Source organism: Candidatus Accumulibacter meliphilus, from assembly GCF_036625345.1.
GTDB lineage: Bacteria > Pseudomonadota > Gammaproteobacteria > Burkholderiales > Rhodocyclaceae > Accumulibacter > Accumulibacter meliphilus.
Window position 1 is genome coordinate 213,859 of the sequence record NZ_JAZKTZ010000006.1, and the last position, 14,428, is coordinate 228,286.

Here is a 14,428-nt window from a genome sequence, read left to right on the forward strand (position 1 = left end):
AACGGAGTTTTTGAGTTCGACCGACAAACCAGTCTAGCAAAACACCGGGAGAACAGAGCTGCATTGACGAGCGTGCTGGCGTAATCGGCGAGCGCGAAGCGCATCCTTGCCGCCGAACGCTGACGACTTCAGGCGACTGCCGCCGTTTGGCATGCTCCTGCGCTACAAAGACCGCGTGGACGAAAAACCAAGCTTCGGATACGCTGTTCCGAGGCAAGTGCTTTCATGGCCTTGCAGACCTGCTGACGGTATGGAATTGTCGTGTCGGCAAGCGGCCATCAAGCAAGCGCCGAATAGCCGCCTTGGAGCAAGTACCGAGTGTGCCCATAGTGGAACATCCGGCTCCTGAAGTTTTCATCAAATTGCGAGAAAAATTCTCATGAAAGCCATCCTCCTCGGCCTCACCATGGCCGTCTTGCTTCTTGTCCAGGGCTGTTCGACGCCGCAGCGCCTGGCGGCAGTGCCCTCCGAACTGACGACAAGAGCCGAAATTCCAGGCATGCCAAATGTTCGTTTTGCTTTGGGCGGCGACATCACGGAGCTCTCCCGGAAGGCGCAGGCATCCCTGCAACTGGAAAAGGATCACCTCGCAAAACAGGGGCATAAAGGGCCCCTTCCCCCGGCGTTCTTTTTGGCAATTTCAGGTGGCGGCGATAACGGCGCGTTCACTGCCGGGCTGATAAATGCGTGGACGGCAACCGGGACGCGTCCGGAATTCAAAGTGGTTACCGGCATCAGTACCGGCGCCCTGATTGCGCCTTTCGCATTTCTCGGCTCAAAGTATGACGCCACGCTGAAGGAGGTCTACACCACCATCTCGCCGCAAGACGTCCTTACGCCGCGTGGCTTCCTGGCTGGCGTGATGAGCGATGGAATGGCCGATAACGCTCCATTGATGAGTCTGACGCGAAAATCCGTGACCGATGATTTTCTCAGGGAAGTTGCCGCAGAGTATGCAAAAGGTCGTTTCCTCCTGATCGCTACCGCCGACCTCGATGCGCGTCGTCCGATCATCTGGGACATGGGGAAAATCGCCACCTTCGGAGGCCCCAGGGCATTGGACCTTTTCGTGCGCGTCATGATCGCATCCGCCTCGATTCCGGGTGGCTTTCCTCCGATGATGCTTGATGTGGAAGTCGACGGCAAAACCTATCAGGAAATGCACGTCGATGGTGGCATCATGGCTCAGGTTTTCGCTTACCCGGCCGCGCTGCGCATCAACGAGTCGGCCGCCGCCGTCGGCGTTACCCGTGAGCGCAAACTTTACGTTATCCGTAATGCGCGACTCGATCCGGACTGGGCACAGGTTGAGCGCAGTACGATGACCATTGCCGGTCGCTCAGTCGCCTCACTGATCCACAGCCAGGGCATCGGTGACCTTTACCGCATCTATGCCACCGCCCAGCGCGACGGAGTGGACTTCAACCTTGGCTTCATTCCATCGAGTTTCAAGGCCGAGCACAAGGAAGAGTTCGACACCGAATATATGCGAGCACTGTACAAAACTGGTTACGAGATGATGCTAAATGGCTTCCCGTGGCTCAAGGTTCCCCCCGGATTCAGTCCCCCGAGCGCGCCAGTAGCCGAAAATAGCAAGTAGCAATCCAGACACAAGCGGTCAAGAAAGCGAAGAAAATCCGGCTTCACGTCCGCCGGTGGCGACCAGTTTCAGCTTGGCCTCGACAGCCAGATGACAGGCAGCTAGTGTTCATTCCTTTCGAAGATGACGGCGAGGCGCCCTGAAGGGATCGGGACGGCTATCGCGTTACTTGTTGTTCTGGATAGTAGCGAAGCTGTTCATCAAATTGCGATAGTCCGGAATATGATTGGCGAACAAGGTGCCCAGACCCTCGACATCGTTGCGCCAGTCGCGATGCAGTTCGCAGGCGGCGCCAAACTAGGTCATCAGCTGTGCGCCGGCTACCGACATTCGATCCCACGCTGAATGACGGGTGACCTCGTTGAACGTGCCCGAAGCGTCGGTAATGACGAAGACCTCGTAGCCTTCCTGCAGGGCGGACAGTGCCGGGAAGGCGACGCAGACCTCGGTGACGATGCCGGCGATGATCAGTTGTTTTTTGCCCGTCGCCTTGACGGCCTTGACGAAGTCCTCGTTATCCCAGGCATTGATTTGGCCTGGGCGGGCGATGTAGGGCGCCTCCGGGAAAGCTTCCTTGAGTTCGCTCATCAGCGGCCCGTTAGGCCCGTTCTCGAAGCTGGTCGTGAGGATGGTCGGCAGCTTGAAATACTTGGCCAGGTCAGCCAGCGCCAGCACGTTGTTGCGGAACTTGTCCGGCTCGATATCGCGGACCAGCGATGAAAGCCCGGCCTGATGGTCGACCAGCAGGACGGCGGCGTTATTCTTGTCGAGGCGGATGTAGGGATTGCTCATGGTGACTCTCCTTTCCTGCGTTGTGGTGTTATCGCTGGGAATCCAGCACTTCATTGTTCGTCACGACCTCCAGCATCACCGCGTCTGACGGATCAATGCTGGCCTGGGCGCTGGCGAAATTGGCGCGGGTACTCATAGTGGATGTCCTTTGCTTGAACGGGCTGTCGGGGCTAACGGTCATGACATGTCGAGATACCCCGAATCATGAAAGTCATGACCGTTTCCGTCTCACTTGCAGTGCGCATTCCGGCTTGCACGCCGGAATCGTTCGCCGGGCAGGGAGCATGCTCCCTGAATTCCCCGCCTCACCCCTGCCCCTTCTCCCGCGAGGGGAGAAGGGCGCTTCGTGAGTCGCTTGCGCGACTTTCACATTAATGGCCGATCTGTCCGAAATGGCCACTGTTGAAGTCATTCATTGCCTGGGCGATTTCCTCCTCAGAATTCATCACGAAGGGGCCGTAGCCGACGACCGGCTCAGCGAGCGGTTCGCCGTTGAGCAAGAGCAGGGTCGTGTCGTCGGCAACCTCGAATTCCAGATGGCAGCCTTCACGCTCCATGACGGCCAGTTCTGCGGCCCGCACCATGTGGCTCTCGCCGAGGCGAATGGCACCGCGCAGCACGAAGAGCGCCGTGGTATGTCCGGCCGGCAGCTCGAACGCGACACGATGGCCGGCCTGCAGGCGCAGATCCCAGACGTTCATCGGAGTGAAGCTGCGGGCCGGACCGGTCGCGTCGCCATACTGGCCGGCGATGATGCGTGCAGTACCAGACTGGTCGGGAAGCGCCACTTCCGGAATCTGCCCGGCGGTAATGCCCTGATATCCCGGCGCCGACATTTTGTCCCGAGCTGGCAGGTTGACCCAGAGCTGGACCATCTCGAAGGCGCCGCCTTTTTCGGCGAATTCCGGGCTATGAAATTCCTCGTGAAGAATGCCGGAAGCTGCCGTCATCCACTGCACATCGCCCGGGCCGATGGTGCCGCCGCCACCCGACGAGTCGCGGTGTGACACGCCGCCCGCGTAGACGATGGTCACCGTCTCGAAGCCGCGATGCGGGTGCTGGCCGACGCCAAGCTTGCGCGTGGTCGGCGGAAAATCGGCCGGCCCGGCGTAGTCCAGCAACAGGAAGGGCGACATTTCCTCGGCGATGTCGCTGTAGGAAAAAATGCTTTTGACCGGGAAGCCATCGCCGACCCAGTGTTTGCCGTTACTGCGCTTGATGAATGCCAATTTTTTCATGACTGCACTCCGTTGGTGAGGAGCTTCAGTTTAGAAGGCAGACGATTGGCGCACTAGATGGTTAAATACGGAAACTTTTTTCAATGAGTTGAACAATGGATCTCAACGAAGCCGCCGTCTTCGTCAAGGTGGTGGACGCCGGAAGCTTTAGCGCTGCTGCCCGCCTGCTGGGCTTGCCGACCTCGACCGTCAGCACCCGGGTGGCGCGCCTTGAGAAGCGGCTCGGCGTAACGCTGCTGCAGCGAACGACGCGCCGCCTGCACCTGACCGATGCGGGCGAGTTGTATTACCGACATGCGTCGACCGGAGTGGGCCATATCCTCGATGCCGAAGCGGCGGTCACGGAAGCTGATGGCGAGCCAAAAGGACTGTTACGGGTGACGGCGCCGGCGGATATCGGCGATCGCATCCTGGCGGAGATCATCAATCAGTTGCGCCGGAATTGCCCCAAGGTCAGGGTGGAATTGATGCTGACCGATCGCTATGTCGACCTGGTGGCCGAAGGTGTTGATGTCGCCATCCGCACTGGCCATCTCAAGGATTCGACGTTGATTGCGAAACACGCCGGCATCGCCTGCTGGGTGCCCTTTGCCAGCCCCGACTACCTAACCTCCCTTTAACACCTCGCTGTCATATTTCGGGTTTTTCTAGCCCGCGCTGATTTTAAGTCGTTGATTTGAAAGAGGCGGTTTTCCGGAGGTGAAATGTTGTGCCATAATAGTTTTGACGTTCTGGTTTTTTCCCTTGCATTTCTTGTACGATCGTGGGCATGTATATCCGACAGACACGAACGAACAACAAGGTCACCGGCGAGGGCTACTTCACCTACCGGCTGGTGCGTGGCGAACGCATCGCAGGCAAGGTCCGTCAGATCACCCTGCTGAATCTCGGGCGTAATTTCGCGATCAAGCAGGAAGACTGGCCGATACTGTGTCGTCGTATCGAACAGTTGCTACACCCCCAGGAAGCGCTGCTGCCGTTGCCATGCACAGGTCATATCGAAAGTGCGGCCCAGCGCTACGCCGGGCAGCTGATCGTGCGGGCGCCGATGAGCGACGCGTCGGCGACAGAGGCCAGCGACCCTGCCGAAAACCCGCGTCCGCCGGCGACATTCGTCGAAGTCGATGTTGACTCGCTGCAAACGATGCAGCCGCGTTCGGTCGGCGTCGAGCACGTCGGCCTGCATGCGCTGGCCGAACTGGGCATCATCGACCAGTTGCGGGAGTTGGGCGTTAATGGCGTTCTGCGGGCGTCGATTATCGGCAATTTGATCGGCAGAATGGCCCATCCGGGCTCCGAGCGGGCAACCTGGAACTGGCTGCAGACGCACAGCGCCTTGGGCGAACTGATCGACGTCGACTTCCTGTCGATGTCACACATGGGTCTTTACCGGGGTTCGGACGTCCTGATGAAGCATCGGGAGGTGATTGAAGCACGTTTGTTTGGCCGCGTTCGCACGCTCTTTGGTTTGGAAGAGACGATCACGCTCTACGACCTGACCAACACCTACTTCGAAGGCGAAGTCCCGAGCAATCGCAAGGCCAAGCGTGGCCGTTCCAAGGAGAAGCGTAGCGATTGCCCCTTGGTGACCCTTGGCCTGGTGCTCGACGGCAGTGGTTTTGTGCGCCGCTCTCAGACCTTCGAAGGGAATGTCAGCGAAGCCGGCACGCTTGCCGGCATGCTGACCGGCTTGGCCGCCCCGGCAGGGGCGCTGGTGATCATGGACGCGGGCATCGCCAGCGAAGCCAATGTCGCCTGGCTGGTCGAACACGGTTATCGCTACCTGGTCGTTCGTCGCGGGGGAACCCGGCAGTTCGATGAAACACAGGCGATCACGATCGAGACCGCCGACGAGCAACCGTTGCGCTTGCAGAAGACGCTCAGTGAAGACGGTCAAGAGCTTCAGTTGAATTGCCATTCACCGGGTCGCCAACTCAAGGAGGAGGCAATGCTCGAATCCTTCAGCCAGCGCTTCGAAGCCGGATTGCAGCAAATGCTCGATGGCCTGGCCAAACCGCGTGCCGAGAAACGCCCAGACAAATTGCTCGAACGACTCGGTCGACTGAAGCAGAAGAGTCGCGGCACCAGCCAGCATTACACGGTAAACCTGGTGACGGACGAGTCGGGCAAGCGCGTCACCGGGATCACCTGGCAGAAGGTGCCCCGCGAGGGGAGCCAGGCGACACACCCAGGCGTTTATTGCTTGCGTACCAATCAACTCGACTGGGATGAAGAGCGGCTCTGGCGCACCTATACTCTGCTGACTGACCTGGAAAGTGTGTTTCGCAGCCTGAAGAGCGAGCTGGGCTTGCGCCCGATCTACCATCACAAGGAAGATCGCGCCGACGGCCATCTGTTCATTACCGTGTTGGCTTACCAGTGCGTGCAGTTCCTTCGCGTCAAGCTGAAGGCGGCTGGCATTCACGACAGTTGGACGACTTTGCGCGAGACCCTCTCGATGCAGTGCCGGACGACGACGACTTTCCGCCAGCGCGATGGCCGCACGCTCCATGTCCGCAAGGCCACCAACGCCGAGCCAGAGCAAATGGCCATCTATCGCGCCTTGGGCATCCACTCACAACCCGGAGGACTCCGAAAACTGATCGCCTGACAGCACATTACGCGCTTGTTGTGCCATTAGAAATTCATTTGCCCTGCAAGCAATTGATTATGCAAGAGGTTTTTTGGGGTAGGTTAAACAGGGGCTAAAATCGGCACCGCCGCTGGATTCTCCGCAAGCGCTGCTCGATCATTGTTGTCTGCAATTCACGCCCGTCGGCAAGGATGCCTGGACGCTGAACGACAGCAATGGCAGCGTGACCATTCCGATGTCCGGCCAGGTGATGGTCAACGATGTGCGGGTGATCCGTTCAATGGCGCTGGCTGGCGATGGCGTTGCCCTGCTGCCAGTCTATCTGTGTCGTCCGGAATGCGAACATGGCCGACTGATGCGAGTCCTGCCGCAATGGCAGGCGCAAGCCGATCCGCTCCACATTGTCTATCCTCGCCAGCGCTTCATGCCACCCAAGCTGAGGGCGTTTGTCGATCTGGCGTCCCGGGAGTTGCGAAAATGGCTGGAGGAGTGGTGATGATCCAGCGCTGCACACGCGGATCAAGCGCGCAGCGCGAAGGCCTCGAAATCGTCTACCGGCAGCGCTCGACTGAAGAAATAGCCCTGATAAGCGTCGCAGCCGGCACTCGCCAGAAAGTCGCGCTGCGCTTCGCTGTCCACGCCCTCGGCGATCACCTCCAGCTCCAGGCTGTGAGCCAGCGCCACGATGCCCCTGGCGATTGCCGCGTCGTTGCTGTCGTCAAGCACATCACGCACGAAGGACTGGTCGATCTTCACCTGATCGAGCGGCAAGCGCTTCAGATAGGACAGCGACGAATAGCCGGTACCGAAATCGTCGAGCGCAAAGCCCACACCGCGGGCTTTCAGCCGCGATACCTTTTCGACCAGATCATCGACATCATGCACCAACAGGCTCTCCGTCAGCTCCAGCGTCAAGTATTTCGGATTGGCGCCCGTCGCACCGAGGATCGCCAGAAGCTTGTCCGCGAAGTCCGTTTCGCGGAACTGCCGTGCACTGACGTTCACCGCCACCGCGAGCCGGTTCAGCGGCAGTTGATCGGCCCATTTGGCCAGCTGATTACAAACGTTTTCGAGAACCCAGTCCCCCAGCGCCAGAATGAGCCCGGTCTGTTCGGCAAGCGGAATGAACTCCGCGGGAGCGACGGTTCCGTGCACGGGGTGTCGCCAGCGCAACAGGGCTTCGCTTCCGATCAGCTTGCCGTCGCCGGCGAACTGCGGCTGATAGTGCAGCTCGAGCTGGCTCTCGCGAAGAGCGCCCCGCAGGCTCGCCTCGAGTTCGGCGCGCCTGAGCACCAGGATCTGCATCGTCGGGTCGAAGAAATGCAGTCTGTTGCGACCCGCTTCCTTGGCCTTGTACATTGCCATGTCGGCCTGTTTCAAGATGTTGTCGATCGATGTCTCGTGCCCGCGGAACAAGGTCGCGCCAACACTCGCCGTGCCGCGATGATCGACGGCGCCAAGCAGGTAGGGGCGAGCCAGGGCGGCGAGAACCTTCTCGCCGACGATCTCGGTCTGCGTCGCCGCCTCGTCGATGTTGGCGTTGAGGTTCTCCAGGAGGATCACGAACTCGTCGCCACCCAGTCGCGCCACGGTATCGCCCTCGCGTATGCCAGCGACGAGACGCTGGGCGACGGTCTTGAGCAGCCGGTCGCCCTGGTCATGTCCCAGCGTATCGTTGAGCGTCTTGAAGTGGTCGAGGTCGATGAACAGCAGCGCACCGAAGGTCCTGTTGCGCTCGCTGACGGTCATCGCCTGTTTCATGTGATCGAGCAGAAGCGCGCGGTTCGGCACCCCGGTGACGATATCGAAGAAAGCCATCTCGGCGATCTTCCGGTCCGCTTTCTTTCGTTCGGTAATGTCGAAATGCGTGGCCACGTAATGGGTCACGGTGCCGGCGCCGTCGCGCACCGGAGAAATCGTCAGCCAGGTCGGATAGACCTCGCCGTTCTTGCGCCGGTCAAAAATTTCTCCCTGCCAGATGCCGGTACTGTGAATGGTCTTCCACATCGTGCGGAAGAAGTGCGCATCGTGCAGGCCCGATGACAGCATGCCGGGAGTCTTGCCGACGACTTCCTCGGCAGCGTAGCCGGTGACCTCGGTGAACGCCCGGTTGACCCGCAGGATCAGGTGGTGGGCATTGGTGACCATCATGCTGTGTTGTGATTCGAAGGCGACTGCGGCAATGCGCAGATCGGCGTCTGCCCGCTTGCGCTCGGTGATGTCGCTGATGACGATGCGCAACACCGTCGCGCCATCGGCGTCCTGCGCCGTCGCGGTTTCCAGATGCGCCCAGAATGGCTGCCCGTCAAACTTCAGCATGCGCAGGTCGCAGCCTGGCGCCTGGCCTGTTGACAAGGCCTGTTTGTGGTGCAGGTAGAAGACATCCTGGTCGGCCTTGCGAATGAAGCGGCTGAAGCGCAGCTTGACCAGGGCGCCGCGGGCGACGCCGAGCAGGGTCGCCGCGGTGAGGTTGGCTTCCAGGATCAGCCCGGCCTGACTCACGCTGCAGTAAGCGACCGGGGCCAGGTCATAAATGTCGAAATAGCGCGTCCGCGCGGCTTCCAGCTCAAGCTGCGCCCGACGCAGTTCTTCGTTCTGCATCTCCAGTTCGATCTGATGCACGCGCAGTTCAAGCAGCGCTTCGCGGATCGCTTCGCGTGACAGGCTTGCGTCTTCTTCCAGCGCGCGATCGGTTTGCTGGCCGAGCGCCTCCTCGGCACGCTGGCGAATGGCTTGCTCGGCGCTCAGCGCGTCGTTGGCCAGGGACGGCATCGAGGGGTGATGGCGCTGACCTTTGCGGGACATGGCGTCATCCCTCGGAGCAGCCGACTGCCGTTTTGTTGGCCCGCTCGCTGGTCGCCACGGCGTACATCTGCCCGCCCTCGTCGACCAGCGCGGTGACCGTGATCCACACGTCCAGCAGCGCGCCGTCTCTGGTCAAGCGTTGCGTCCTGTGCGGTTCGAGCACTTCGGCACGGCTCAAGCGACGGATCCGCGTCAAGGCCTCTTCGCGCAGTTCCGCAGGGATGCGCTCGCGCACGTTCATCTGCAGCGCCTCGGCCTCACTCCAGCCATACATCTTCACCGCCGCCGGGTTCCAGGACAGGATGCGGCCTTCCAGGTCCTGGACGGTAATCGCGTCGGACGCGTCGTGGACCACGACGGCCAGGCGGCGAAGCTGCGCATTGGCCTGGATGAGCGAGTCTTCCAGCCGTTTCATTTCGGTGATGTCGACAAAGGTGATCACTGCGCCGCCAATCACGTTGTCCAGCGTGCGATACGGTCGGATGCGCATCAGGTACCACAGGCCATCGACGGTCTGTACCTTGGCGTCCTGGAGTGCCAGGGTGTCGATGACCGTCTGCACGTCGCTCACCAGACGGTCGTAGCCGACCAGGTTGGCGACGATGTGCGCCACCGGGCGGCCAATATCGCTCGGGATGAGGTTGATGATCGACGAGGCGGCCGGAGTGAAACGCAGGATACACAGGTGCACGTCCACAAAGATCGTCGCGATGCCGGTGCCGGCAAGCAGGTTGTTCATGTCGTTGTTGGCCTGCGACAAATCGCCGACCTTCACCTGCAGCTCGCTGTTGACCGTCGCCAGTTCCTCGTTGAGCGACTGCAGCTCTTCCTTGGAGGTCTCCAGTTCTTCGTTGGTCGATTGCAGCTCTTCGTTGACCGACTGCATTTCCTCGTTCGACGAGCGGAGCTCCTCGTTGGCGGTCTCGAGTTCCTCCTGCATGCTCTGGAGGTATTCGTCCTTGGCCCGGAGTTCGTCTTCGATGGCCGCGATGCGGGCGTCGCTGTCCGCTTCGCTGTGCTCGCCTGCCGCGTCGGCGCGCCCGGCGCCGGCGCCGATCGGCAGGGCCGCCTGCGGCGGCACTTCGGGATCGGCCGCGGCGGCGTCCACGAAGAAGACCAGGTACAGGGGTGCCTGCGGGGTCGCGGCCGGGCCGGTGGTCAGCGGGTGAATGCTCAGGTTGACACGCGTAAAATCGCCGTTGGTCCTGACCTGCAGCCCCGGGGCCCGGACGGCGGCCTTGCTGCAACTCGCCTGATGCAGGCCCTTGCTCAGTTCGTGTTGCAGCCCCTGGCGCGCATCTTGATGACGTTGTTGACGCCAGACTCTCCGGGCTGCGGCTCGAGGTAAGCGCCGCAGCGGCCGTGCAGGTAGAGGATGTCGCCCTGCGCGTTGACCAATACGCAGGTCGGCGCGACGTGCTGCAGGATGGCTTGTTCGGTGACCTCGCGCAGCGGCACTTTCATCGGGAAGGCGGTCCGTGCAGCGCTTCGGTAGCGTGCCGGCCGGGACGGCAGAAACCAGCCCAGGCCCGGGCGTGCCGCGCCAGTAAACCCCTCCTTGCGCTGGTAAAGCTTCGCCTTGCTGTCCACCACGGCAAACAGATCGGTGAAATTGCCGATGCTTTCCGACGTGCCGAGGAACAGTACGCCGTCGGGATTCAGCGCGTAATGGAACAGGGGAATGACTTTCTGCTGCAACTCCTGGCCGAAATAGATCAGCAGATTGCGACAGCTGATCAGGTCCAGCCGCGAGAACGGCGGATCCTGGCAGACGTCCTGCTCGGAAAAGATCAACAGGTCACGCACGCTCTTGTTGATCACGTAAGCAGCCATCCGGTTCCCGGGTAAAGAAACGCGCCAGGCGCTCCGGCGACACGTCGCTGGCGATGCTCGCCGGATAACGGCCAGCGCGCGCGGTCGCCATCGCCCGGGCGTCGATGTCGGTCGCAAAAAGCTGTATCGCGTACCTGTGCTCGATCGCCTCCATCTGTTCGAGCAGCAGGATGGCGATCGAATAGGCTTCCTCGCCGGTGGAGCATCCCGGTGCCCAGACGCGGACCACCTCGCCTTCGGGCTTGTTGGCGAATAACTGCGGGATGATCCGTCCGGCAAGGACCTTGAAGGCCTCCGGATCGCGGAAGAAGCTGGTCACGCCGATCAGTAGGTCGGCAAACAGCGCCTCGATTTCTTGCGGTGTCTTCTGCAGGTACTGGACGTAGCCGTCCAGCGCCTCGATCTGGTGCAGGCTCATGCGGCGCAGAATGCGACGGTGGATACTGCTCATCTTGTACTGGGAAAAATCGTGGCCGGTCTGCGCGCGCACCAGGACGAAGATTTTTTTAAGCGCGTCCCGGGTCTTGGGTGCCGGTTCGGAAAGCAGCGGAGCCAGCCGGCCGAAAGCGTGCGTCGCGTAACTGATGATCTGGGCAGGCATCTCGGCCGGCGGCAGCTGCCAATCCACCAGGCCGGTGGCGATGGCGCTGCGCGGCATGCCGTCAAAAGTGGTGGAGCCGGGCTCCTGGGCCATAACCATGCCGCCTTCGGCCTTGATCGCCCGGACGCCCAGCGTGCCGTCGCTGCCGGTGCCGGCGAGCACGACGCCAATGGCGCACGAGCACGAAAGCCATACCCGGGTCGTGATCGGCCGGCATCCCGGAGAAGAAGGCTTCGAACGCTGCCAGCCCGCCGGCCGAGGCGCCAATGCCGACGATCGGGAAGGGAGTGTCCGGGGTGCTCGCGGGTAAATCGGAGTCGCTCGGTGGCGTTACCGAAGCTTGCGGCGTGGTCTTCCCCGTCGTTTTTCCACCTTGCATCCGCCGTCCCTCTTGTGTGCTTATCGTCGCGCTGGAAGATACGCCACCTAACGGCAAAGTCAAATACGCGTCTCCTTCAGGCTCATGCCACGGTGGACAAGGCTGTCGCTATTCGGTTGCGTGGCGCCTCGTAAGGTGGCGGGATGTCAAAACAGAGCCTCGCATAAAAATTCTTTATTAACCCGGGGTTGACGTGCTCCCAGATGCTGATCATCCTGCACCTCACGCTCAGGATTTAGTTGATTTGTCGGGAAGATGCGGCGGATAGACTCATTGGCCCCTGAAGGCGGTAATCAGGAGTAGACAGAAACAGACTTGCTCGAAGCAGTTTGTCGAGCCATTACGGGCGTTACCCATTGATGCGACTTCAACGAGCCTGTTCAGACTTGGCCCTCGTGGCCATGGTCTTCGCGATGTTCTCGTGCACGGATGTGCAGCCTGTGAAATCACAAGCCAGCAGCGTCGAGCGAGCCAACAGCGAGGTACTGGAAGCGTCGGGAGCCGTGCTCAGGGCTTTCGTGGCGCGCGATGGAAAAAGCCTTGCCGCACGGGTTCACCCAAAGAAAGGGGTGCGCTTTTCGTCCAGTGCCTACGTGGACATGGAGAAAGATATCGTTTTCTCCGCCGCTCAGGCGGCTCAGTTCTGGAAAGACCGCAAGATATACGCTTGGGGCTTTGTCGATGGCAGCGGAGATGCGATCGAACTCAACCCAAGCACCTATGCCGAACGCCATATACTCGACCACGACTTCCTTGCTTCGTCCACCGTGAGCGTCGACAGTGATCGCGCCAGAGGCAACACAAGCAACAACGCGGCTGCAGTCTATCCACAGGGTACCCGGGTCGAGTATTACTTCTCACCTGTTAGCGGCAAAGGCGTAGCGGAGTTCGACTGGGCCGCACTGCGTCTGGTGTTCGAAAAGGCTGACGGCGTCTGGTTGCTGGTCGCTGTGATTCATGACCAGTGGAGCCCTTGACCAGGGGTGCTTCTTCCGTGCTATCCGCGCAAGCCTGGACTGACAACCTGCCTCGTAGGCCAACGGGCAGGAAAAACTGATTTTCAATATTTCAAAACTATTGATTGGAGGTAAAACGACATTCCAACTCCCCGCATGGTCCCTTGCCGGCAGATCCCGGCAGCATTGGTTTATCCACGAATCCATGAATTCAGTGAGGTGCGACATGCTTGAAAAAGACGACGTGACCGCAGGCGATGAGACCGAGGACAATCTGGAGGGATGCGATTGTTCCAGCATCGACGATGCAGACCAAACGCCGGACGAAGATCTACCCGCCGCTGTCGGAGGAGGAGCCTGAGATGCCATTCCAACTAACCTGGTTACCTACTGTACTCAAGAACGCCGGTCTCAAGGTCGCCGAGCAACCCGGCTGGCCAAATCACGGCACTCGGGAAATGCGCACGATCAAAGGGGTCATGTGCCACCACACCGTCGGACCGAAGACCGGAAACATGCCCAGTCTCAAGGTGCTCACCAACGGCCGTCCAGGTCTCGCGGGGCCTCTCGCACAGCTTGGCTTGGGTAGGGACGGAACTTTTTACGTCATTGCAGCGGGCCGCAGCAACCACGCAGGGAATGGAGAGTGGCGGAGCGTGACCAACGGTAACGACCATTTCATCGGTATCGAGGCGGAAAACACGGGCATCGGCAAACCCGGGGATCCAATGCACGACCCTTGGCCAGCCGTGCAATTGGACGCCTACCGTCGCGGCATAGCGGCCATTTTGAAGCATATCGGGCAAAAGGCAGAGATGTGCTGTGCGCATAAGGAATATTGCCGTCCCGAGGGTCGGAAGATCGATCCGCACAGTATCGACATGGACGAGTTCCGCAAAGAAATTGCGGCGATCATGGACGGTACGACACCAGTTCCAGCGCCAATCCCGAACAAGGACCCGGCGGGCAGACCAACGCTCCGCCGTTCTGCCGCGGCCAATCCGATATTCCTGGTACAGGAGCTCCAGAAAAAGCTTGGCTTTGTCGGATTGCAGGTCGATGGCGACTTTGGCCCCCTGACCGAGGCGGCTGTGCGCCGCTTCCAGCGCCAGCATGAACTGGTTCCCGACGGCATTGTCGGTCCCAAAACCTGGGAGGTGCTGAGTCGAGCATAGGGCAAACGCAGGCGCGCAAAGGAATTACCAAAGGTCCGAACAGGCAAGGAGCAAACTGAAGGAGCACCACCCACTTTCGCCAATCCAATGGAGCGTTTAATGAAAAACAAGAAAATCTCCCGCGCTTGCGTGTCTCGGTGGGCTGATGTTTTCAAGCCTATTGTATTCTTCCGCATGCGCGGCCGACCGCTTTGACGAGGTCCCGATCCATACCTGGAAGATCGAGTCGGAGTCCGGCTTTTTTCCCGAGAGGGACGATCCACGAGTGAGCGTGGAGTGGCTCAAGGATCGTCCCTCTTGCGGTATCGCCTTCTCTGGTGGTGGAACACGTTCGGCTACGGCGACACGGGGTGAGCTGCGCGCGCTGAACAAGCTCGGCTGGCTCGATCGGGCGTGCTACATCTAATCCTTTGCCAGGAGTTTTCGAAACGCAAGGCAGCCCAGTTGGCAATCGTC

13 protein-coding genes and 2 pseudogenes are annotated in these 14,428 nt (G+C 60.4%); 8 read left to right on the forward strand and 7 right to left on the reverse strand.

From position 1 onward, the window contains the following. Window positions 1-379: 379 nt before the first annotated feature. Window positions 380-1,600, forward strand: a complete 1,221-nt coding sequence (locus V5B40_RS14020; protein ID WP_332355080.1) for a patatin-like phospholipase family protein — start codon at window positions 380-382, stop codon at window positions 1,598-1,600. Window positions 1,601-1,765: 165 nt separating this feature from the next. Here the strand turns inward: V5B40_RS14020 and ycaC are convergent. Then, window positions 1,766-2,392 (reverse strand): annotated as a pseudogene (gene ycaC / locus V5B40_RS14025) (isochorismate family cysteine hydrolase YcaC). 371 nt (window positions 2,393-2,763) lie between these two features. Then, entirely contained in the window at window positions 2,764-3,630 is an 867-nt protein-coding gene (locus tag V5B40_RS14030) for a pirin family protein (protein WP_332355081.1), read from the reverse strand. Window positions 3,631-3,725: 95 nt separating this feature from the next. On the opposite strand from V5B40_RS14030, the pseudogene V5B40_RS14035 reads away from it, so the two are divergent. The 3 genes and pseudogenes from V5B40_RS14035 to V5B40_RS14045 all read left to right on the forward strand — a co-directional run. Continuing rightward, window positions 3,726-4,238: pseudogene (locus tag V5B40_RS14035) on the forward strand (LysR family transcriptional regulator); the annotation flags it as partial. Between the two features lie 161 nt (window positions 4,239-4,399). Then, the gene (locus V5B40_RS14040) at window positions 4,400-6,241 is read left to right on the forward strand and encodes an IS1634 family transposase (RefSeq protein ID WP_332353577.1); all 1,842 of its coding nucleotides are present in this window, start codon (window positions 4,400-4,402) and stop codon (window positions 6,239-6,241) included. Window positions 6,242-6,353: 112 nt separating this feature from the next. Beyond that, complete coding sequence (locus tag V5B40_RS14045) at window positions 6,354-6,719, forward strand: LysR substrate-binding domain-containing protein (protein WP_332355224.1); 366 nt, start codon at window positions 6,354-6,356, stop codon at window positions 6,717-6,719. Between the two features lie 23 nt (window positions 6,720-6,742). Here V5B40_RS14045 and V5B40_RS14050 read toward each other — a convergent pair whose 3' ends face one another. The 5 genes from V5B40_RS14050 to V5B40_RS14070 form a co-directional block, all read right to left on the reverse strand. Further along, the gene (locus V5B40_RS14050; protein ID WP_332355082.1) at window positions 6,743-9,028 is read right to left on the reverse strand and encodes a putative bifunctional diguanylate cyclase/phosphodiesterase; all 2,286 of its coding nucleotides are present in this window, start codon (window positions 9,026-9,028) and stop codon (window positions 6,743-6,745) included. Window positions 9,029-9,032: 4 nt separating this feature from the next. Then, window positions 9,033-10,136, reverse strand: a complete 1,104-nt coding sequence (locus V5B40_RS14055) for a PAS domain-containing protein (RefSeq protein WP_332355083.1) — start codon at window positions 10,134-10,136, stop codon at window positions 9,033-9,035. A 161-nt stretch (window positions 10,137-10,297) separates the two neighbouring features. After that, window positions 10,298-10,861, reverse strand: coding sequence for a CheR family methyltransferase (locus V5B40_RS14060; protein ID WP_332355084.1), 564 nt, complete (start codon window positions 10,859-10,861; stop codon window positions 10,298-10,300). Then, window positions 10,827-11,624: a CheR family methyltransferase gene (locus V5B40_RS14065; protein ID WP_332355085.1), complete on the reverse strand. Its 798-nt coding sequence runs from the start codon at window positions 11,622-11,624 to the stop codon at window positions 10,827-10,829. The genes V5B40_RS14060 and V5B40_RS14065 overlap by 35 nt, the downstream gene beginning before the upstream one ends. Next, window positions 11,524-11,841: a chemotaxis protein CheB gene (locus V5B40_RS14070; protein WP_332355225.1), complete on the reverse strand. Its 318-nt coding sequence runs from the start codon at window positions 11,839-11,841 to the stop codon at window positions 11,524-11,526. The genes V5B40_RS14065 and V5B40_RS14070 overlap by 101 nt, the downstream gene beginning before the upstream one ends. A gap of 395 nt (window positions 11,842-12,236) precedes the next feature. Between V5B40_RS14070 and V5B40_RS14075 the strand changes: the two genes are divergently transcribed. From V5B40_RS14075 to V5B40_RS14090, 4 genes are all read left to right on the forward strand, one after another. Further along, window positions 12,237-12,818: a hypothetical protein gene (locus V5B40_RS14075; RefSeq protein WP_332355086.1), complete on the forward strand. Its 582-nt coding sequence runs from the start codon at window positions 12,237-12,239 to the stop codon at window positions 12,816-12,818. A 205-nt stretch (window positions 12,819-13,023) separates the two neighbouring features. Further along, a complete protein-coding gene (locus V5B40_RS14080) occupies window positions 13,024-13,158 on the forward strand; it encodes a hypothetical protein (protein ID WP_332355087.1) in 135 nt (44 codons plus the stop codon). A 1-nt stretch (window position 13,159) separates the two neighbouring features. Beyond that, on the forward strand, window positions 13,160-13,972 hold the full coding sequence (locus V5B40_RS14085; protein WP_332355088.1) for a peptidoglycan recognition protein family protein: 813 nt from the start codon (window positions 13,160-13,162) through the stop codon (window positions 13,970-13,972). Between the two features lie 145 nt (window positions 13,973-14,117). Continuing rightward, window positions 14,118-14,378, forward strand: a complete 261-nt coding sequence (locus V5B40_RS14090; protein ID WP_332355089.1) for a hypothetical protein — start codon at window positions 14,118-14,120, stop codon at window positions 14,376-14,378. Window positions 14,379-14,428: the final 50 nt, after the last annotated feature.

Coding starts and splice junctions, on each gene's coding strand:
- V5B40_RS14085 (WP_332355088.1), top strand. CDS start 13,160: ATGCCATTCCAACTAACCTGGTTACCTACTGTACTCAAGAACGCCGGT.
- V5B40_RS14070 (WP_332355225.1), bottom strand. CDS start 11,841: ATGCAAGGTGGAAAAACGACGGGGAAGACCACGCCGCAAGCTTCGGTA.
- V5B40_RS14020 (WP_332355080.1), top strand. CDS start 380: ATGAAAGCCATCCTCCTCGGCCTCACCATGGCCGTCTTGCTTCTTGTC.
- V5B40_RS14030 (WP_332355081.1), bottom strand. CDS start 3,630: ATGAAAAAATTGGCATTCATCAAGCGCAGTAACGGCAAACACTGGGTC.
- V5B40_RS14090 (WP_332355089.1), top strand. CDS start 14,118: ATGTTTTCAAGCCTATTGTATTCTTCCGCATGCGCGGCCGACCGCTTT.
- V5B40_RS14050 (WP_332355082.1), bottom strand. CDS start 9,028: ATGTCCCGCAAAGGTCAGCGCCATCACCCCTCGATGCCGTCCCTGGCC.
- V5B40_RS14060 (WP_332355084.1), bottom strand. CDS start 10,861: ATGGCTGCTTACGTGATCAACAAGAGCGTGCGTGACCTGTTGATCTTT.
- V5B40_RS14040 (WP_332353577.1), top strand. CDS start 4,400: ATGTATATCCGACAGACACGAACGAACAACAAGGTCACCGGCGAGGGC.
- V5B40_RS14080 (WP_332355087.1), top strand. CDS start 13,024: ATGCTTGAAAAAGACGACGTGACCGCAGGCGATGAGACCGAGGACAAT.